The sequence below is a fragment of the Microcystis sp. MC19 genome (assembly GCF_003019735.1).
Taxonomy (GTDB): Bacteria; Cyanobacteriota; Cyanobacteriia; order Cyanobacteriales; family Microcystaceae; genus Microcystis.
Map to the genome: position 1 here is coordinate 4,113,247 of NZ_CP020664.1, position 23,628 is coordinate 4,136,874.

General features: G+C 42.7%; 6 protein-coding genes and 2 pseudogenes. 4 read left to right on the forward strand and 4 right to left on the reverse strand.

Going from position 1 to position 23,628, the window contains the following annotated elements; translation table 11 throughout:
• Positions 1 to 24 precede the first annotated feature (24 nt).
• The 4 genes from B5D77_RS20985 (at position 25) to B5D77_RS21020 (ending at position 19,367) form a co-directional block, all read left to right on the forward strand.
• Positions 25 to 771, forward strand: coding sequence for a PEP-CTERM sorting domain-containing protein (locus B5D77_RS20985; RefSeq protein WP_106909581.1), 747 nt, complete (start codon positions 25 to 27; stop codon positions 769 to 771).
• A gap of 133 nt (positions 772 to 904) precedes the next feature.
• Positions 905 to 1,486 carry a hypothetical protein gene (locus tag B5D77_RS20990; RefSeq protein WP_008196297.1) on the forward strand — a complete coding sequence of 194 codons (582 nt, stop codon included), beginning with the start codon at positions 905 to 907 and terminating at the stop codon, positions 1,484 to 1,486.
• Positions 1,487 to 2,078: 592 nt separating this feature from the next.
• Entirely contained in the window at positions 2,079 to 18,365 is a 16,287-nt protein-coding gene (locus B5D77_RS27445; RefSeq protein ID WP_254052996.1) for a choice-of-anchor C family protein, read from the forward strand.
• 195 nt (positions 18,366 to 18,560) lie between these two features.
• Positions 18,561 to 19,367, forward strand: a complete 807-nt coding sequence (locus B5D77_RS21020; protein WP_254052957.1) for an IS1 family transposase — start codon at positions 18,561 to 18,563, stop codon at positions 19,365 to 19,367.
• A 23-nt stretch (positions 19,368 to 19,390) separates the two neighbouring features.
• On the opposite strand, the pseudogene B5D77_RS26005 reads toward B5D77_RS21020, so the two are convergent.
• From B5D77_RS26005 to B5D77_RS21035, 4 genes and pseudogenes are all read right to left on the reverse strand, one after another.
• Positions 19,391 to 19,546 (reverse strand): annotated as a pseudogene (locus tag B5D77_RS26005) (ISNCY family transposase); the annotation flags it as partial.
• Between the two features lie 116 nt (positions 19,547 to 19,662).
• Positions 19,663 to 20,154: pseudogene (locus B5D77_RS21025) on the reverse strand (tail length tape measure protein); the annotation flags it as partial.
• A 16-nt stretch (positions 20,155 to 20,170) separates the two neighbouring features.
• Positions 20,171 to 20,470 (reverse strand): helix-turn-helix domain-containing protein, encoded by a 300-nt coding sequence (locus tag B5D77_RS21030; protein WP_253257806.1) that lies wholly within the window; start codon positions 20,468 to 20,470, stop codon positions 20,171 to 20,173.
• Positions 20,471 to 20,880: 410 nt separating this feature from the next.
• Positions 20,881 to 23,586 (reverse strand): phycobilisome rod-core linker polypeptide, encoded by a 2,706-nt coding sequence (locus tag B5D77_RS21035; RefSeq protein WP_008196286.1) that lies wholly within the window; start codon positions 23,584 to 23,586, stop codon positions 20,881 to 20,883.
• Between the last annotated feature and the right edge of the window lie 42 nt (positions 23,587 to 23,628).

The window sequence follows — 23,628 nt, forward strand, 5'->3', positions numbered from 1 at the left end:
TACCATCGAAGAGCAAGTTTGTTTATGTTTAAACTCCCAACTTTAACCTTAATTACTGTTGCTGGTTTGTTAGTGGCGACGACAGAAACTTCCCCCGCCGCTGTTGTCAATGGAAGTTTTGAAACTGGTAATTTTTCTGACTGGAATACCAGTGGACAAACGAGCCTTGAAACTTCAAGTTTTGGCGTTACACCAGTTAACGGAAGTTATCAAGCAGTGTTACAAACTTGTTTTTTTACCGGTGCTTGTGATGACAGTCAATCTTTGACTAATGCTAATGATTTGGAATCATTTCTCGGCTTATCCGTTAATGAGTTAAGCAATCTAGGGGTGATTGAAGGCTCGGCCATCAAACAGACTATTACTGCTAATGCTGGCGATGTTTTCAGCTTTTCTTGGAATTTTCTGACCGATGAAGATGCGGCTAATGTAGATTACAACGATTTCGCTTTTTTTACCCTTAATAATACCTTATATTCTTTGGCGGATATTCAATCTATTTTTCCAGTTAATCCCTCTTTTTCCCATTTAAAGAAAGAAACAGGTTATCAAACCTACACGATACCAATATCGGTGACTGGAAATTATATTTTAGGGTTTGGGGTAGTTGATGTGGATAAGACAGGGGGAGGAGATAACACTATCAATTCAGCTTTATTAGTTGATAATATCAAGCTTACTAATATAGCCAAAGTTCCCGAACCTGATACTCTTTTCGGACTATTATTAACCCTAGGATTAGCCAGCAAGTGCAAGCGCAAGAATTGTTAACATCACCCGCTAAAATTGAGAAAAAGGGTTTCTCAAAGAAACCCTTTTTCTGCGTCAGTATATCACAAAAATTGCTTCGGTGCTTCAAGATAACTGATAACTGATAACTGATAACTGATAACTGATAACTGAAATGACTAACCCAAATACTGATTTTGATACTCCTTGGAAAGATGTCTTAGAAATCTACTTTGAAGACTTTGTTTCCTTCTTTTTTCCTCAAGCTCACTTAGCAGCCAACCGCAATCCTTTTGCTACAGTCGTGATGGCGCATCTCCAAGCTTTAGAAACTCGGCAAAACCGAAAAAAGCGCAAAGAAGCGAAATTAGCATTAACTAAACGGTTGTACGAACAGGGTTATCAACGAGAGGATATTATCAACCTCTTTAAGTTTATCGATTGGCTGATGAGCTTGCCCGCTGAATTAGAACAAGAGTTTCAACAGGAATTAAATCAGTACGAGGAGGAAAAACGAATGCCTTATATTACCAGTGTTGAAAGAATGGGAATGGAAAAAGGGATGATTCAAAAAGCTCGAGAATCTGTCATTGATGCCCTTGAGATTCGCTTTGAGAATGTGCCTTCTGAACTGGTTGATGAGATTAGCCAAGTTAAAGACACTTCTCTTCTAAAAAATCTCCACAGACAAGCGATTACTCTTGACTCAATCTCAGATTTTCAGGACTACTTAAATCAGTTAATCAAACCTGAATAATTCTGGTTTGTCGCCCAAGAAAACGGGTTTCTTCAAGAAACCCGTTTTCTGTGTTTAGTGACAGAGTAGCAGCTTAAATGTGTAATTAATTTTGCTTAGGCACTTATTAATCGCTACAGTTTCTCTTATCTAGTTACGAGCGGCTGAATGGGAGATACCAGCTTAGATTTTCCTCCTATTCACACAAGAGGATAACCATTGTTTTTAGACTATGAAAACCATAGAAATTACGCTATTAACACAACTTAATAATATCAACATCGCATTACCGGTGGCAGCCCAGATAATCCCAACAGTTATAACCCAGGATATAGAAGTAATAAGGGGATAGCCAATAGCTATATTCTCTAAATTTGGTTAAGTTTTTTTAAAGTTCCTGTGAGGTTACTGAAAATTTCTTGACATAGCTAGGTAGCTTAGGCTAGACTCGCGGATGAGTTTTTAGATCAATTTGATATTCCCTAACCAATTATTCTCCTAATCTCTCGATTGGCTTTGTTGTCCATTGGGATATTGTTGTGCAAATTTATCGATTTTGCCACCAAAATATCGCTGAATCCTGTTTAATTCTCTTTTTTATCCCCATCATCCCATGCCTAACACCCTTTACACCCTCGGAAATCACTTAACCCTAGAATCTGCGTTAACCCTCGATTCAGATATTGTTTATGCGCTACAACAGGCAACGCTGTTAATTTCTGGCAAATTACAACAGTTTGCTGATGATTCTGCCTTTGGCGACAAAATACAGGTAGCCTTTGGCACGGCAGTTAATACTGATGAATTACAAAGCCAGTGGCAAGCAGGCGATTTAAGTGGTTTTCCCCTTATTGAAATTGTTTCAGGAAATCACCTTAATGGGGCAAATGGGGCTTATGCAATAGCAAATAACCGAATTTACCTATCTTACGAGTTTCTGGGTCAGAATCAGGGCAATTTAGGGGCAATTGTGGCTTTACTGTTGGAGGAGTATGGCCATTATGTGGATGGGGTGTTGAATAGTACGGATGCGCCGGGAGATGAGGGGGCAATTTTTGCGGAGTTGGTGCAGGGAAATAGTCTGGATGTGGCAACCTTGGAGGTATTGAAAGCTGAGGATGATTCAAAGATAATTAATTTAAATGGGGAAGTAATTACAGTTGAACAGAATAAATTGCTTAAATCTGGCAAGATTATTGTTGCTAATGATGAATTTACATTAAGTGATTCTGGATTTAGTAATGCTCCCGACGATTCACTATTATTTGCTCAGAATATCGCTAATTATTTTGCTAATGGGAAGAAAGGCTCATTTCTTGCTTATTCCGATAACCTTGGTTTCACAGGATTTCAACTATCTAAAGCTTTAACTGATGCAGGACATCAATGGAAGGTTGCACCTAATTTGCCATTCACGTTAGAGACATTACAACAATATGATGGAGTTTTTCTTGGCGGATCCCCAGTAGATAATCAGGTATTAATTGATTATGTAAACAGTGGAGGAAATGTTTATCTAATGGCAGGAACTGGAATTACTGGAAGTTTTGATAGTGTTACGAGTGAGGCTAATGCTTGGAAGGATTTCTTGAATAATTTTGGGTTGTCATTGGCAAATCAATGGAATGAGTTTTACGGCAATATTCCTATTAACCCTTCATCTCATCCAATTCTTGCAAATATAGATCAATTATATCAACAGTATGGTCAAACAATTATTGATCTAAATGCTAATGACAATCAAGGAGTATTAATTGCTAAGAGCAATGATGGACAGGGACTTTATGCTATTTACGATCCTAATTTTCAAGTCAATCTAATCACTAATGGTAGTTTTGAAATTGGCCCAGATCCTAGTGGTTATTTACCACTTAACCCTGGTTCTACCGCAATCACAGGATGGACTGTTACGAGGGATCAAATTGACTATACAGCTTATTGGGTAGATGCAGATGGCGATCGCTCTCTCGATCTCAATGGTTCGCCTGGAGTGGGTGGTATAGCTCAAACTTTCAGCACTATTGCAGGCCAACAATACCTTGTCTCCTTTGCCTTGGCTGGCAATACTTATAGTGGAACTCCCATCAGACAACTAGGAGTTTCAGCCGCAGGCCAGTCCGAAGTTTTTTCCTTTGATACTACAGGGTTTAGTGATGATAATATGGGCTGGGTAAATAAGACCTGGGTATTTACGGCAACTGCATCCACAACGACCTTGGAATTTTATAGTTTATCTATTGAGCCAGAAAATGCTGCTTTTGGCCCCGCACTAGATAACATTTCCGTCATTTCTTTACTACCATCTATCACCTTAGCAGTAGCCCCAGTAAGTGTAACTGAAGACGGGACAGCTAATCTCATTTACACTTTCACTCGTACAGGTTCCACCACCAATCTTTTAACAGTTAACTACAGTATCAGTGGGACAGCAACCAATGGAATCGATTACACTTCTCTTCCCACCAGCGTCACCTTTGCTGCTGGTTCATCCACTGCTACTGTAGCAATTGACCCCACTGCTGACACAATAGTAGAAAGTAACGAAACTGTTATTTTAACCCTCGCTTCAGGGACAGGTTATACAGTTGGGACCACCACCGCAGTGACGGGAACAATCACCAATGATGATTTCCCTAGTATTACTCTTGCTATTTCTCCCAGCAGTGTTAGTGAAGATGGGACAGCTAATATGGCCTATACCTTCACCCGTAGCGGAGTAACCACTAATGCTTTAACGGTTAACTACACAGTCGGGGGGACAGCGACATTTAGTACAGATTACACCCAAAGCGGTGCCGCAACTTTCACCAGTACAACCGGGACAGTGACTTTCGCTGCTAATGCTACCACTGCTAAAGTCACAATAGACCCCGCTGCTGACACTACAGTGGAAAATGATGAAACCGTCGCTTTAACTCTTGCGACCGGGACAGGTTATACAGTTGGGACAACTACTCCAGTGACGGGAACCATTAATAATGATGATACCAGTGTCACTCTTGCTGTCTCTCCCAGTAGTGTTACCGAAGACGGGACAACTAATCTGGTTTATACCTTCACCCGTACAGGAGTAACCACTAATGCTTTGACGGTCAATTACAGTGTTGGTGGGACAGCAACCAATGGAACCGATTACACTTCTATTCCCACCAGCGTCACCTTTGCTGCTGGTTCATCCACTGCTACCGTAACCGTTGACCCCACTGCTGACACTACAGTGGAAAATGATGAAACCGTCGCTTTAACTCTTGCGACCGGGACAGGTTATACGATAGGTACGACCACCGCAGTTACTGGGACAATTACCAATGATGATTTACCTAGTATCACTCTTGCTGTCTCTCCCAGTAGTGTTACCGAAGACGGGACAACTAATCTGGTTTATACCTTCACCCGTACAGGAGTAACCACTAATGCTTTGACGGTCAATTACAGTGTTGGTGGGACAGCAACCAATGGAACCGATTACACTTCTATTCCCACCAGCGTCACCTTTGCGGCTAATTCATCCACTGCGACTGTAACTGTTGACCCCACTGCTGATACAACAGTAGAAAGTGATGAAACTGTTATTTTAACCCTTGCTGCGGGGACAGGTTATACCGTAGGGACAACCACAACAGTTACAGGAACCATCATTAATGATGTTTCCTCTGGCCTTGAGATTTACTCGAATAACTTTGAAACTAACGCAGGAAGTGAATGGTCAAATACAACCCGCTCAATGACTCCCTCTGGAGCCAGGAATTTTCTGGGACAGTTTTCCAATGATACAGTTAGTTTAACACTTAATGATCAACGATTAGCCAATACTAACGTAACTTTAGAGTTTGATTTATTTATTATGGATTCTTGGGACGGGAATAATACTTTTTACGGTCCTGATCAATTCAACTTAAGTATTGCTGGTGGAAATACCTTATTAAATACCACTTTTTCTAATATACAAGAACAAGAAATTGATGGCTATCCTCAAGCTTACCCCGGAAGCACAGATGCGGGTGATTATCCGGCGGGAGCGGGAGCAACCGAGATGGATACTCTTGGTTACACTTATTATGGAGATTCAGTTTATCATTTATCTTATACTTTTCCTAATGTTAGCAATTCAATCATTTTAAACTTTTCAGGAATTGGATTGCAAGGTATAGGAGATGAAAGTTGGGGTTTAGATAATGTGTCGGTTCGTGTATTTGTTGTTAGCGATGGATTGTCTCACGGTATTATTCAGTTCAGGAATGCTACTTACTCAATCAATGAAAATGGCACACCTGCCACTCAAGTTGCTCTGGATCGTACTAATGGAAGTGACGGGGAAGTTAGCGTTATTCTAACCCCTAGCAATGGAAGCGCAATCGCAGGAGACGATTACACTAATACCCCCATAACTGTCACCTTTGCTAATGGCGAAACCAGTAAAACCGTTACCATTCCCATCAATAATGATACCGTTTATGAACCTACAGAAACCGTTAACTTAACTCTATCTAGTCCTACAGGTGGCGCAACATTAGGAACCCAAACAACAGCAGTATTAAACATCATTGATAACGATGCAGTGCCGGGTGTATTAGCCTTCTCTCAGGCAAACTATAGTATTAATGAAGATGGCACTCCCGTAGTAGCTGTTACCGTTAACCGTACCGGAGGAAGTGATGGCTCAGTCAGTGCTACCATTAGCCTAACCGATGGAACAGCTACCCGTCCTGATGACTATATCAATACCTCAGTTACGGTTGATTTTGCCAATGGAGAAACCAGTAAAGTTGTCACTATTCCCATTGTCAATGATGGCGTATTTGAACCCAATGAAACCATTAATTTAACCCTAAATAACCCGACCAATGGGGCAACATTAGGAACCCAAACCACAGCAGTTTTAACTATTATCAACGATAATACACCTCCGGTTTTAACTTTATCCACCAATAAAAAAGTCATTGACGAAGAATTAGGGAATAACGCCGCTATTGGTACAGTTACTCGTAATGTCGTTACTAATCAAGATTTAATTGTCACCCTGACTTCTAGCAACACCACCGAAGCTACCGTTCCCGTTCAAGTTGTTATTCCAGCAGGGCAAGCTTCAGCAAACTTTGATATTAATGTCATTGATGATGGGATACCAGATGGGGATCAAAAAGTCACTCTAACAGCTACCGCCGGGGGATATGATCCAGTAACTTATGATGTCATCGTTACCGACTTCAAGATGCCCGATTTAGTGATTACGGAGTTTAGTAATAGTGAGACGCTATACACAGGTAAACAGTCTTTCTTTACTTATAAAGTTGTCAATAACGGGCTATTTACCGCCGACGCTACGGCTGATCCTTTAGTTGATCACATTTACTTGTCCAGCGATCCTAATTTAGATAAGAACGATAAGTTACTCGCTGATGTCAGTATTAACGGGACTATTTTAACTGGGCAATTCTATCAACGTAATCTGCCTTTCTTTGCACCGACAACACCGGGTAATTATTATCTAATTGCAGAAATTGATACCACTGATGTGGTCAATGAAGGGGTATTCGGGGAAACCAATAACCTTGTCGTCACACCGATTACGGTTCAAGCTGCTTATCGGGGAGTGGTTGCTACTGATGTGGAAGTAGGAATTGAAGAACAGTCAATTGTGTTGCGTGGGGAAGCATTAAGCAATGAGGATAATTCTCCTATTCCCTTTGAGTTTGTCACCATTGCCATCAAAAATAACGGTTTTGTGCGGGAACTTTCGGCATTAACTGATATTAATGGCAACTTTGTCAAGACCTTTAAACCCTTACCCGGCGAGGCGGGAACCTACGAAATTAACGCTTATTTCCCCGGTGTCCCCACAGAAGATGCTGCACCAGAAGATAGCTTTAAATTGTTGGGAATGCGCTTTACTGACAAGAGCATCTCTCAGAAAATTCTGGCAGATCAGACATTTACCGGACAAGTCACTCTACAAAACCTGAGCGATATCCCCATTAACGGTATTACCTACATCGTAGAAGGTGCGCCCAGTAATTGGCAGATAAAGGTCAATACTCCCTCTAATTTGGCGGGTTCGGGGCAAAATACCCTCACCTATACCATTCTCGCCCCCAATAATTCCACCGTCACCCAAGATAACTTTAATATCCGCCTCACCAGCACAGAGGGAGTCAGAGCGGTTTTACCCGTCACTATCAATTTAGAGCGTATTGTCCCCCGTCTGGTGGCTTCTGTGGATACTCTCACCAGTGGGATGTTACGGGGAGATCAGACCGCTGTAGAGTTTACTGTGACTAATACAGGTGGAGCGATCGCCAATAATATTAAAGTCTTATTACCTAATGCCCCTTGGTTAAAGTTAGCTTCCCCTGCTACTATCTCCAGCCTTGGCATCGGAGAATCCGCCAAAATCAGCCTATTATTAACCCCTGATGCCAATTTAGAGTTAGTTGAATATACAGGCAATCTCTTATTAGATGCAGATGGCAATGATGGCGATTTATCTTTGCCCTTCAAGTTCCGAGCGGTTTCTGATGCTGTGGCTAGTCTGCGGGTGAATGTGGAAAATGAGTTTACCTACTATGCAGAAGGCTCGCCCAAATTGGCAAATGCAACGGTGATCCTGCGCGATTACTTCACTTCTGCTGAAATTCGCCGCACAGTCACGGATCAAACGGGAATGGTGGCGTGGGATGACCTTCCCGAAGGCTACTACAAATTAGACGTTAAAGCCGAGAATCACCAATCCTTTAGCCAGAATGTCAAACTGGATGCGGGAGAAATTGAAACCATTACCTCTTTCCTATCCCGCCAAGCGGTGAGATATGTCTGGACAGTCGTTCCTACCGAGATTGAGGATGAGTATAAGATCACCCTCACTAGCGTTTTTGAAGCGGATGTTCCCCAGCCGGTGATCACCGTCGAACCCGAACAGATTGACATGGCGTACCTGCGACAGATTGGGAACATCAGTCAAATTGATCTGACTTTCACCAATCACGGGTTAGTTGCCTCTGAAACGCCCTATATGCTCGTATTTCCTGATACGGGCAAGTTTCCGCTCACTGAATTCTATGAATTCAAACCATTAATCGATACTATTGACCGCCTAGAAGCTAAAGAATCCCTAACCATTCCCGTGCGGATTACCCGCGTGTCGGACTGTACCGACGGCAATTGCTCGATTATCGATACTCCTTATCCCATACTCGGTGTACCCTTCTTTGGAACTTTCTTCCCCCTTTTCGAGCCTGCTATTGAATATCTCAACATTGAAGTTCCCAATGGGGGAGAAGGAGACTGGCCGGAGTTTAAATTTCCCTCACTAAACCTAGAAGGGCCTGATATCCCAATTGTCATACGAATCCCTAACAGTGATGCAACGGTTAAAATCCAGATCAATCAGCAAGCTTTGATGACGCGATCCGCCTTTGTAGGCACTCTTACCATCGACAATGGGAACGATTTTAGCCTCCAAAATATTAAGGTCAATCTGCAAATTGAGAATGCTCAGGGAAATATTGTCAACGATCTCTTTGGCATTACCCAACCGACGTTAATTAATCTTTCGGCGGTAGATGGGACAGGTATCCTCACTCCCGATGACCCCAATACTCCCCAAGATGAAGGGGTCGGCACTGCGGAGTGGACGTTTATTCCCACTAATCTCGCCGCACCGGAAGTTCCCCTGCAATACGCCATTGGCGGAACGCTTTCCTATATGGAAGACGGCAAAACCATCACCGTTCCCCTGATTTCTCCTCCTGTCACGGTTTACCCCCAAGCAGAACTCTACCTCGACTATTTCCAATCCCGTAATGTCTATGGGGACGATCCCTATACGGATATGGTGGAACCTTCTATACCCTTCTCCTTAGCGGTTTTAGTACGGAATGAAGGCAAGGGAGACGCAAAAAATCTCAGGATTACCTCCTCTGAACCCAAGATTATCGAGAATAAGAGTGGTTTACTCATTGACTTTAATATTATTGGTTCTCAGATCAATGGGGAAGATGCGGAACCATCCCTAACGGTTAATCTGGGCGATATTAAGGCGGGGGAGACTGCCGTTGGGGATTGGCTGCTGAAATCGAGCTTACAGGGCAAATTCATCGAATATGATGCCACTTTTGAGCACGTTAACAGCTTAGGCAAGCCAGAATTATCCTTAATTAAAGAGGTCAAAATCCACGAACTCATCCAGAAGGTACAGGCGGATGGGGATGATCTGCCCGACTTTTTGGTCAATGACATCGTTGACCCCAATGTTACCCCCGATACTCTTTATTTTTCTCAGGGAGGAACTGCACCGGTTAAGACTGCTACTAATGTCAGTGCCGATGGGGTGGTCAGTTTTAGCGATCGCACAGTCCAAGTCACGGCGACGGTAGAAAATGGCTGGACTTACCTCAATCTCCTCGATCCGGGTCAAGGCTTCTTTAATGTCAAGAGTATTACCCGCGCCGATGGGACGGAAGTGCCGTTGAACAATTACTGGCGCACCGATCGCACCTTCCCCGCGAGTTTGGAGTTCGAGGGAACGGAGATTATTTGGGACGTTAATAACGTAGATAACCCCATTTCTGTTCAAGAATATGACGATAAGCCGATTTATGAATTTAGGCTACACCTGTTAGACTATAACGCCACAGCCGGAGAGCAAACCTACACTGTCACCTACGCGACGGGGGATCAGACAGCGCCGAAAGTGCGAAATATGGTCTATGTGGATCCAGTTCAGCCCAATAGTTGGTTATTCCCGATTCCAGAGGAGTTGAAGGAAAAAGACAGCATTCAACTTCTCTTTACCGAACCGATTAAGCGAGAATCCTTCGATCTCAGCGATATTACCGTTACCCTTGATGGTGTTCCCATTGATAGCAGCGGTCTAAGCATTACCGTCCAGAATCCTGATATTCCCATCGCTTTCACCATCGGCAATATCGAGGGGATTAGCCAGAAGGTGGGGCGGTACGAACTGAGTGTGAATGCGGCGGGTGTGCAGGATTTTGAGGGCAATTTTGGGACAGGAGTAGTTAAGGAATTTTGGTCGGTTACAGGCGATCGCCCCTTTGTGGAATCTGTGAGCGGTTTTACTTCAAACCTGGTTACTAAGCCCATCACCCAAACCATTACCGTCAAGTTTTCCGAAGCGATTGAGCCGGGTACTTTTACTTGGGAAGATGTTTTCATCAACCGCAATGAGGAGGGCAATCTCACCAAGAATACGATTACTGTCACCCAAATTGACGAGAAAACCTATGAGGTTGGCAATTTAACCGATATTACCGATGTGGGTGGGGTTTATAACTTCCTAGTGGATGCTAAGGGAGTTGTGGATCTCGACGGCAACCGAGGGGTGGATGCCAAGGGCTTTACTTGGACGTTAGATGCAACGCCACTATCAATTGTCTCACTTACTGGTCTCAGCAGTTATCGCCGCACTAAGGTTTCTAGCCTTGATGTGAAGTTCTCCAAGGCGATCGATCCCAGTTCCTTTGATTTTAACGATCTGATTTTCACAGCTAATGGTGTGACGGTTCAACTTGACAGTAGTGTTACTGTTACGAAGCTGACGGATGTGAGCTATCGCCTTAGTGGCTTAACGGGTTTACAAGCTGGGGATGGCAATTACAGCTTAACGGTGGAGGGCAGTGGCATTCAAGATGACTGGGGCCGAGCAGGGACGAATGCTCGTGTTGTGAATTGGGCGATGGATACGGTTGCGCCAACAAAACCGACTAATCTGGTGTTTTCTCTAACGGATAATGTGCTTTCGATTAGTGGGGAGTTAGAGGAAACTGGTTTGCGGGTTTATGTGGTAGATCGGACAGATCGCCAGAGCTTAGGAGAGTTAAGCGTTATCGGAACTAGCTTTAGTGGCGACATTCAACTACCAAACGGCAATGATCGCACGATCGCCATTCAGGCATTTGATGGGGCTAATAATAGCGCCACCTCTCTATTTAAGATTGTGGGAGGCGCGATCGAGCCATACAATCCACCCAGTTTAGATCTAACTTCACTGAATCCATATTATTCCTATAGCTTTGTTGCCCAAACGGGTGACTTTCCTGACGATGGCTCCAGTGTTGATAATACTCAGTCTCAAATTAGTGCTTTTGGCACGAACGATGCTTTAGAAAAAACCGACTCATTTAATTCGTCTAGTAGTATTATTTCTCAAGGTTTCTCTACCCGAACTATTGAACTGCAAAATACAGAGCCTCCCGTTCCGGCACAAGTAGCGATCGGCTTCATTAAACCGGAAGTTTCCATTAATGATTTAGGACAAATTGCCTTTATTGGTGATGGTGCTGCGGGTGGTTTCACTGAAACATGGTTAGGAAGAACCATTAAAAAAGATACTATCTTGGTTGCAAACAGCGGCTTTGGTGTCAAGAACATAGCCCCGAATATGATCAAAAGCACTTTTGCCAATCCGAATTATGGATTTCTTCCCGACCCTAGCATTGTAACTTTTCTGGTGAATACAACCGCCCGGAATCCCGCCCGTATGTTTGATAATTTTTCTGACATAACGATTAGTGCTGGTTTGTCGAATCGTGAGTATGCGGGAGGTGTGCAGATTAATAATAATGGAGAGGTATTAGTTCGGCGTATCGAACTAGCAGAAGGACCTGCTATGCTGATGGCTTATTATCTCGGTAACTTCATTGCACCTTCTTTTATTGCTTCGGAATATATTAGTAAACCCTACTCATTCATTGAGAAATGGGATGCCAATAAAACCAACACTGTTACACCCGTGGCTCAGGGTTTTGTTCCTCTACTGCTCCTAAACGACCTCTCTTTAGCATTATCTGGTCTCACTGGTATGTATGGCGGATTGCTATTCCTTGGAGCTGTCCCCATCCTGCGAACCTACTCGCCAGACTACTACGGACTACTGAGTAATCCGAGTTTCAACAATAATGGTGATACTGTATTCAATAGTTTTCTTGAGGGTACTTGGCATCCTACGGCCTCAGCAGGACATTATTCAGCTTTAGATACTCCTAGTACCATACTGGGAGCCCCAACCATCTTTACTGAACAAAAGTATGATCCATCTGCTGGAGCACCGAGATTTTGGATGGCAGATAATGGAACTGTGGTGCGTTATTATCAAAACAAGATAGAACTTTTAGATGATAGTTTAAATGTCGTAAAAGATATTGCATCTGATTTTTCGAGTTTGGGACAAAATCCTCGAATTAGTGACGATGGAACGGTTGTAGCTTTTTACGGAAACTTGAGCGAAGGTGGCGCAGAAAAATATCAAACAACTCCGGGAGAAGGCATTTTTGCTTATCGTGTTGAAGATGGGGCTATCGAACGAATTGCTGGGATTTCGGGTAATGGCTATTTAGATCAGGGCGAAATCTGGGAAGACTACAATAAGAATGGCACGCTTGATCAAGGAGAAGACGAAGGCATTTTCAGCGGTTTTGATCCTGATTCACCAGTCGGAGTTAATACTCAAAATATCGGACATACTGTTGCTTATATTGGTTTTAATAAGCAAAACAACAAAGGCCTGTATTCAACTAATTTTGGTTTTTCCAATGATGAAAATCAGCTTCTTTTGCCATCATTGATAATTGAGCAGGGAAATGGAATCAGTGATGTGGCAATCTACGATCCGATAAATATAAACGGTGATATTGCTTTTTGGGTTGAGATGGAAGATGGGCGTGATGCTGTCATGACGGCTGAAGCGATTCCCAGTATCGGGATCGATCGTTGGTGGGCAACGGTGAATGATGATCCTATTGAGGTGAATCTTTATATTTCCGTTCCAGAAACAGGTGAATATATTTTGGATATAGACATAGAAAATCTTTTATTTCAAAAGTGGGATTTAAAAAGTGAACCAAGAATAATAATCAATGGAGATGTAAGTAAATCTATTTCAATTGATGGGACTGCAAGCTTAGGAGAGTTAAAGCCAGGCCGCTACCAACTAACAATTGATGGTTTTGAGGTTCCCAGTGAGCCTATTGTTGAAGAGATAAGTTTTACTTTACAAAAAGGCAATAGAGAAATTGATAAATTAGTAACTAAATTTGTTGCCGATCATCCTGAGCCAGATATAAGCCAAACTCTCATCGCGCAATATGCTCCTATTTTGCTGTTCGAGCAAGATGAAAAATATAACCTTCCTCTTGACCCCGATGGTTATAACTGGGATGAAAAGCTACAAAGACAAGAACCCAATCAAGATAAGCCTGTAAGATTGGGAGATGCGGAAACGATTGTAAATCTAAACCCTGATTCATTGCAAAGTTCGCCTACTATTTTTGCAACCCTTTTAGAGCAAAATGGTGAAATTGCTATCTCCTACTACTTTCATTTTGCTAAAAGTAATTGGGCGGATTTTGATGGAGCCAATACCCATGATGGTGATTGGGAAGGTATAACTGTTTTCTTAAAAAATGGAGAACCTGATCGAGTTGCTTTTAATCAGCACGTAGAAATCGCAGGATTTTTTGGTTCTACCTTTACCAATGAGGGTGATGGCGGAACAACGTATCGTTGGGAATATCTTGATTTTGATGAACAGACGGGAAGACCAAAAGTTTACGTTGGTTTAGGAGGACACGCCAGTTACGCGAAAAGTGGTCAGACTAACTGGTTGCCTTCAAATTTAGAATCTCATTTAGGAAATTGGGAGAGGAAAGCTCCAAATGTAAAATATTTACCTCGTGTGGGCAAGGGTTATATTGATGATGCAATTTCTACTGAAGATGGAAAGGCTCAAAAATGGTTATTATTTCCAGGAAAATGGGGAGAGCAAAATAAAGGCAAAGCTTCAATTTTTTCACTTGGAGATGATGGACCGGAAGGTCCAGTGTTTCAAAGATTAGAAGAATTTAGTGTGGACATTGGTTCATCAAATCGAGGCGAACGTTGGTTAAATCCTTGGTCTTTTACCGATGAATTTAATATCCCTTTAATTGCTCAAGATGATGATTTTACCATTCGTCAGCAAAGCATCTTTGTATTTGACAAAGAAGATTTTCTTGCAAATGATAATTATGACGAAAACCATAATATTTCATTTAAGATACCTGATTCTAGTTCTAAGCTATTAGGAAAAATCAGTGTTAATGATGATAAAATCACATACGAGTTGCCTACTGCAATTGATACTAATGCTGAATTCATAAGGGATAGCTTTGACTATTTATTAGTAGATGAAACATCAGAAGAGGAGACAAAAGGCACAGTTAAAATTAAAATAGAGAGGCCAAAGCTCTCCATCAATAATATCACCGTTGTCGAAGGCTTAGATAATAATGCAATCCTCACCGTCACGGTTGACAAACCAAGTCCAGAACAAATTACTGTCGATTATACTACTGCTCCTGTTAGCGCGACCGCCGATTTAGATTACACTAGCACAACCGGAACTTTGATCATTCCGGCGAATACTTCTACTGCTACTATTACCATTCCTATCCTCAATGATGATCTCGATGAAGAAAACGAAACTTTTGCGATTAAACTCAGTAATCCCGTCAATGCAATTCTTACCAATAATCAGGGAATTGTCACAATTATAGATGCGAAGCTTTCCATCAATAATATCACCGTTATCGAAGGTCAAGATAGTAATGCAATCCTCACCGTTACTGTCAATAATCCCAACCCAGAACAAATTACTGTGGATTATGCTACTGCACCTGTTAGTGCTACCGCCAATGTAGATTACATTAGCAAGACTGGAACTCTCACCATTCCTGCTAATACTTCAACGGCTACTATTACCATTCCCATCCTTGATGATGATATCAATGAAGAAAACGACGAAACTTTTGCGATTAAACTCAGTAATCCCGTCAATGCAATTCTTACCAATAATCAGGGAATTGTCACCATATTGACACCCAAGCTTTCCATCAATAATATCACCGTTATCGAAGGTCAAGATAGTAATGCAATCCTTTCCGTCTCCGTCGATAAACCAATTTCCAAACAAATTAGTGTTGACTATACTACTGTATCTTCTAGTGCTACCGCCAATGTAGATTACACTAGCAAAACTGGAACTCTCACCATTCCTGCTAATACTTCAACGGCTACTATTACCATTCCCATCCTCAATGACGATCTCAATGAAGAAAACGAAACTTTTTCGATTAAACTCAGTAATCCCGTCAATGCAACTCTTGACAATAATCAGGGGATTGTCACCATCATTGATTCCGTCACCGATAATATCATTTCCATCGAAACCACTAACAATAAATACGTCAACGTTGTCATCCCCAAAAATCAACCCCTAACCAACATTCGAGCCATCGTCAACCCCTCTCCCAGTAACGCCCCAGCCAACGTCAACTTCCCCGTCGGATTCTTTGACATTGACATCCCCCAAATCAGCCAAGGCGGTGCCACCACCGTTACCCTATACCTACCCGAAGGCAGTACCGCCAATGCCTACTGGAAATACGGCGCAACCCCCGACAATCCCACCCCCCACTGGTATAATTTTAGCTACGACCCCATCTCCAAAACAGGTGCAACCTTCCAAGACCTCAACAGCGACGGTCAAAATGAGATTATCCTTCACTTTGTCGATGGTCAAAGGGGAGACGACGACCTCACCGCCAACGGACAAATTGTTGATCCAGGGGCCCCAGCTGAATCCATCAATGAAACTCCCGGTAATCAAGCTCCCACAGATTTAGCATTAAGTGCCACTACAGTAAATGAAAATGTTGCCCCCAATACAGTAATTGGAACATTTTCTAGCACAGACCCCGATACTGGCAATACCTTTACCTATAGTTTGATAGCAGGAACAGGAGATACAGATAATACTGCCTTCTCGATTGTAGGGAATCAATTACAGATTAATAATTCCCCCGATTTTGAAACCAAGAATAGTTACAGTATTCGCGTAAAAACCACAGACCAAGGGGGACTAAGTTTTGAGAAAACCTTGACAATTGCGGTAAATAATGTTAATGAAAATCCTAGTAATCAAGCTCCCACAGATTTAGCCTTAAGTGCGACCACAGTAAATGAAAATGTTCCTGTTAACACAGTAATTGGAACATTTTCCAGCACAGACCCCGATACTGGGAATACCTTTACCTATAGTTTAATAGCAGGAACAGGAGATACAGATAACTCAGCATTCTCGATTGTAGGGAATCAATTACAGATTAATAATTCCCCAGATTTTGAAACCAAGAATAGTTACAGTATTCGCGTAAAAACCACAGACCAAGGGGGACTAAGTTTTGAGAAAACCTTGACAATTACTGTCAATGATGTTAATGAAAATCCTAGTAATCAAGCTCCCACAGATCTAGCATTAAGTGCGATCACAGTAAATGAAAATGTCCCTGTTAACACAGTAATTGGAACATTTTCTAGCACAGACCCCGATACTGGCAATACCTTTACCTATAGTTTAGTTACAGGAACAGGAGATACAGATAATACAGCATTCTCGATTGTAGGGAATCAATTACAGATTAATAATTCCCCCGATTTTGAAACCAAGAATAGTTACAGTATTCGGGTAAAAACCACCGATCAAGGGGGACTAAGTTTTGAGAAAACCTTGACAATTGTGGTAAATGATGTTAATGAAACTCCTAGTAATCAAGCTCCCACAGCCCTAATTTTCCAAAATGCTGTCACCGAGTTAGCTGAAAATGTCAATGTCACCCCAGAATTTAAAGTCGCCGACCTCCTGATTGAAGATGATGGTTTAGGAACCAATAATCTCTTCCTCACAGGACGGGATAGGGAGCGCTTCTTAATTCAGAATTCGGCTCTTTTCTATGTCGGTTTTACTCCTAATTTTGAAGCCCAAAATAGTTACGAAGTCACCGTCAATGTCGATGATACAACCGTTGGTGTCACCCCCGATCTCACCCAAACCTTGACTTTAAACATCACCGATGTCAACGAAGCTCCCACAGCCCTAATTCTGGCCAATAGCACCAATACGATCGCTGAAAATACCGATACCAGTCAAGGTGTCAAAGTTGCCGATATTCAGATCAGCGATGATGCCTTGGGGACCAATAGCCTTTCTTTGTTGGGGAATGATCAGAGCAGTTTCCAGATTCGTGGCCGGGAATTATTCTTCATCGGTAAGGCTGATTTTGAAGCCCAATCCCTCTATAATCTGACGGTGGCGGTAACGGATACCACCCTCAAACCGGCTCCCAATGCCACGCCAGACGCAACGGTTAATTTCACCCTAGAAATTACCAATCTACCCGACCAAGACGTTAATCCCCAGGCCCTTGAATTTAAAAATACGGGCAATGGACAGGGTTCTCTGGTTTTCAACTTCAGTAACTTGCCCGGTAGCATACAGGTCAAAGCCATTGAGGAAGGACTTAAACAGACGGGAGCTTTCTTCAATAACGTTGTCGGTCTCTATCCAGTGGCCGATGATAACGGAGCCGTTTTTGACAGCCTCGATTTAGATGGAGATGGCAACGTGACAGAGTTAATTCAACCGGGTCAAGCGGGTTATGCCCGTACCGCCTTAAGTCAAGCAGTGAATAACTTCATTTTGCGGGCCAGTGGGGAAGGGGTAAACCAAAGCACCACCGCCGCTGAATTTGGGGATGTGTTGTTGGAAGGGGGGCGACGCTACGCACCCTTTGTAATTGCCAATGGGGGCAATCTGGGAGAAAGTCTGCAAGGGAGTGTTCAGGCATTTTTGACCAAGAATCCCGATAACGTGGCGGCTACCCTAGAAAACTATATAAGTCATGAAGTGGCCTATTTCTCCTTTGGGTCGGCAAATCCCGATGGGGCGGAACATTTACGGTCAAGGGGGAATAATATCTTTGGCTTTGAGGATTTACCGGGGAACTTACCCAATATCAGCGATAACGATTTTAATGATGGGATTTTGGCGTTTAATTTTATTGCTTAACCCCAGTTCGGGTTAAACGGAGGGGGATAACTGGACTTCCCCGTTGACAAAAAGCCATAAGCTGTGCTGTAGAAGGGATTGGTAATGATTCGGTAGTAGTGGCGTAGCTCTCTTGCTTACCTGGTATGAATTGTGTAAAATATTTATTAATAAAAATAATTGGCTCGAATCAGTCTTTAAACCTCTAGCTTGATCATGACTTTTCTGATAAATATCTTTTTCTGGCTCCTGTCTGGCTTACTGAAATATCAGTCTAGCACCGAACAAAGTCCCCCCCCTAGTTCACCTCCGTTCCCCTGTCCTAATTGTGGTTCTCACCATACGATCAAGAATGGTTCTATTCATAATGGAAAACCCAAACGTCAATGTAAAGAATGTGGTCGTCAGTTTGTGATCAATCCCACTAATAAAACCGTCTCTGACGAAACCAAACAATTAATTGATAAACTCTTGCTCGAACGAATTTCCTTACGAGGAATTGCTAGAGTAACAGGGGTAAGTTGGTCATGGTTACAAAATTATGTCAACAATAAACTGGCGGCTGTCCCCCGTCAAATAAAGGTTTCGGACAAACCAAAAGGTAAATTGGTTATAGAATGTGATGAAATGTGGTCTTTTGTTTTTTCTAAGACGATAAAGGTCTATATTTGGCTGGCAATTGATAGAAATACAAGAGAAATTATTGGTTGCTATTTAGGAGATAGGAGTCGTCAATCAGCCAAAAAACTTTGGGCTAGTTTACCAGGTGTTTACCGACAATGTGCAGTTGCTTACACAGACTTTTGGGAGTCATATAAGACAGTAATTCCCAGTAAACGTCATCGACCAGTCGGGAAAGAAACTGGTCAAACTAATCATATTGAAAGATTAAATAATACCTTTCGACAAAGGATTTCTCGGTTGGTGAGAGAGAGTCTATCTTTCTCTAAAAAAATGGAGAATCACGTTGGGGCTGTTTGGTATTTTATCCATGACTACAATGCACAACTGGCAAAGGATTAAGCCGCCATCACTACTACAGAATCACCACCATGAATAGAACCATTCTTGATCGTATGGTGAGAACCACAATTAGGACAGGGGAACGGAGGTGAACTAGGGGGGGGACTTTGTTCGGTGCTAGACTGATATTTCAGTAAGCCAGACAGGAGCCAGAAAAAGATATTTATCAGAAAAGTCATGATCAAGCTAGAGGTTTAAAGACTGATTCGAGCCAATTATTTTTATTAATAAATATTTTACACAATTCATACCAGGTAAGCAAGAGAGCTACGCCACTACTACCGAATCATTACCCTAGGTTATAGTATTTATTGACCTTAAACTGATTAAGAATCTTGCCCACTCTCAAAGCTATCTTATCTTGGCCCTTTAAAGCTCTTTTCTCCCTTTGAGTCGCCTGAACAATCAAATCTAGTTCCTTCTCTACCGCTTCTAATAATGCCTCTCTTTGTAGTTGATTTTTCTGGGCGATTAAGGGATTCCGACAAGCAATTAATCTTTCTTCGGGATAATCTTCACTCTCAAATTCCACCAAGTTTACCTGATCAAATAATCCTAATTGAATCACTTCCACCTCAGCCAGTTTCCGAATTTGAGGCTTAGTTAAACCAGTAATATAGTCTAATCCTTCTATCGGTTTTACTAATTCCTTGATTTTCGAGTTGGTTAAAATTCCCCTATCACTTACCCAGACCACATTCTCAATCCCCCAACCCTTTCTGACTTTCTCAATTTGTCCGCTTAAAGTAGCACCATCTGAAGTGTTTCCTTCAAATACTTCTACCGCTTCCTTCCTTTTCTTTTCATCTTTTTTCTAAGGCTTTTTCTGCCCACTGAGGAACTTTTCTTGGTCTTCCTGTACTGACTTTTTTAGACAATAATTTTTCGAGTCCTCCTTGACGATATTTTCCTAACCAATCTTGTACAGTGACTCTATTTCTTCCTAGCATTTCCGCAGCTTCTGTCACCGTTTTTGCCTTTTTTGTCTTTAACAAGTACAATACTTGTATTCTTTCTTTTCCTGAACCAGTTTTTTCTTTTCTAAGCAGTTCCTTGAGTTTTGCTTCACTTTCAGATATTTCTATCTTATAAACTCCTGCCATATTTTTCCTTTAACTCTACTAATATAGACCTCTTGCATAAATCCGAAAACAAACGATAGAAACAATAATAGGAGGGACTTTCAGTTAATTATTTATTAGTAGTTGATAATCTTCAAAAATGTTGCTGTACAAGGATCGACTTAAGACTTTTGCAAGAGGTCTTATGATATTCTAGCCTATCTGTAGTCACATTTTGGCGAATTGGTATAATACTAAATCCGTTGAGTAACGCACAGAAAACGGGTTTCTCCGAGAAACCCGTTTTCTACTCATGCACTCATGCAAAAGAGGGAATAGATAATCAATTTTTAATAACTGGATTTAATATCAGTCTTTAATAACAAGATTTAGTATAAACAAAAAAAAGCTCGTGTTCAACACGAGCTAAATTAACTAACTTCAAGGAGTAACTAACCACCGACCTTAACTACCGGTTTAAAACTGGGAACAACCAGTTCACTATCCTGTTTAGTCAGCTTATTGTATAAGCGTTCCGTATTGGGGAAATTAGCAGCTGGTAGAGTTGGGAAACGACGGTAGGGAACCGTATCTTCACCAAATAATTGTAGGTATTCCATGCTATTAACCATGGCACCGATAAAGGCCTTTAATCCCTGAGTTGCCAGAATTTGGTTATATTTCTGGATTTCTTTTTGATTCAAGGGAGCGCGACCTAAGAAGTGCTTGGTTCCCAATTCAATTACTTTCGTATTCGGATAGGGAGCATAGAATTCTTTCAGGTAAAGATCCGAACCACCTAAACCCTCGATAAACTCTTTCACCGTGATCTCAGCATTGCTTAATTTACTCTCTAAAGCGGTAAATTCGGCATTGATGATATAGGGTTCGAGATCCCGTTCAAAAATCTGACGATAGGCGGCGCGAACAGTATTTTGTACGGCAACTTTATCCAGATTAGTTAACAGTTTAAAGACCTTAGTTTGTTCCCGTTGAACCGTGACACCTTGACCGACACGAGATTGAATATCCGGTTCAGTGCGAATCGAGACCGAAGGTGTACCCAATTCAATAAAGCGCGGGGTTTCCTCTTTATCAACTCTTTGGCCGATATCTTCGCGGAGATTACCCAAACGCACCATCCGTAACTGCATCCCTTGGGGAGTTAGATAGCGCTCGTAGGGAACCGTATCTTCGCCAAAAGCTTCCGTATATTCAGCACTATCGATCAGAGCATCGATTAAAGCATAGAAGCCTTTTTTCGAGCAGATATCGAAGTATTGATTCATTTCCTGACGACCGTAGGTGGGACGACCGAGCAGACGACGGTGAATATATTCGATCGCTTTCACCACATAGAGAGGAGTCCAGTAGATTTTCCGGAAAGTCTCGGATTTAGCTAGGGTTTTGATAAACTCCCGCAGAGTGATATCGCCATTTTCCAGCTTAATCTCGGCCACGGATAAACGCTGACCTTCGTAGGGCATTCGACCGAAAACCTGACGATAAGCCGCTAAAATCACTCTTTGGGTGGAACTTTCACCAAATTTAACGCTTACCCCATTACTAGAACCGGGTAACTCGTTATTGAGACGGAAAACCTTCGGTCCCAAAGTACCGGGGAATTCACCTCGGGCGCCGGGGTTGCTATTTTGGTTATTAGTAGCAGGTCCGCGGTGGATGAGGATACGTTTGCTATCTTTACCGAAGGGAGCGGGACTAGAACTAGGTTCGCGGGTTTCTTTCGGGAAAATTGCCCCAAATTGGATTTCTAGGGGGTCATTTCCAGAACCGTAAACGTGCTGATCCGGTAAGGGGCGATCGTATTTAGCAAAGGTGGTGATAAATTGGGGAACTTTGCGGAAAGGTGCGCTGTAGTTAAACAGGTCGATCTGCATCCCCCAGTTGCGACATTCCTGCGCTTCTGCACCCAAACCCCGGAGATAGGGAACGGTTTCTTCGCCGAAATAGTCGGAATATTCCTGAGAATCGACTAAAGCATCGATTAACGCCCCTAAACCGCCGCTAGAGACGATCGAGAAGTATTTCTGCACTTCTTCCCGGGAGGAAGGACCGCGACCGAGGAAATGACGGAAAGCCAATTCTAGGGCGCGACTATTGATAAAAGGTTCAAAGAACTGTTTGCGGTAGAGAGGCGATTTACCGAGACGACGGACAAATTCTTTCATCGAGATGTCGCCGTTTTTCACCTTCGATTCTAGGTCAGAAATGGACTGACTATAGGCGCGGGTGATGTCCCGTTCAAAAATTTGTCTGTAGGCGGCCTTGATAATCGAAGATTTTTCCGACTCCGATAAACCGGTTTTCATGACAAACTTTTGCCGTTTTTCGGCGGCATTGTAGTAGCTTTGGGGAAGACTTAAACCCTGTTGGTCACTACTGGGACGTTGACGCAGTTTATTAGAGGGAGTGGGGGCTTTTAATTCCCCCAGTAGGATATTGAAATAGTCACTGATTAAAGTGGCCGCATCCTTGTCTCTTTGGAAATACTCGATCGAAGCGGCCCGCATTTCCTGTAGGGCCACGATGGTCGCGTCAATGGAACAGGCATTTTCGAGAACTTCCCTTAAACCGCGGGTATTAACGATCAGGATACTGGTATCACCAGCCACGATCGCGTATGTAATGTAACGCAGGAACCAGGATAAATCCCGGAGGGACTTCTGCATATTGCTCGGACCGTAACGAGAGACGTTAATCGGTCGGAATCCGGGGGGAATCGGGCCGCTAGAGGCGAAAATCCCTTTTAAGCCACCGAGAAGGCCACTACCGCCACCCGACCCGCTTTCAGCGTAGGTAACGGTTCCTAATTTCATCCCTTCCCTGACGTTGATAGCTGTACCGGCACCCACCAGGGCCATTTCTTCCACGGGGGGTTTTTCTAGATAAGCCATGGGTGAACCACCGGTAAAAATCCGGTTAGCTGCCCGTGAGACGATCAGATCGGAGTTCCGGGTGAGGGTTTGGGCAATATCTAAGCGCTTGCTCCCCGATTGGAAGTAGGCGATCAGTTCATTGAGTTCGGGTTTATCGAGAAAGCGGTCTTGTTGTTCTGCTTGGGTAATGGCAGATACCGGGACGGTTTGATAGAGTTGGGGACGCGCTAAGGAGCTGCCACCGCTTGCCTTAAGACTCATTGGATTTTAACTATCTCCCTTGACGATGTGCTGAGTTCTCCA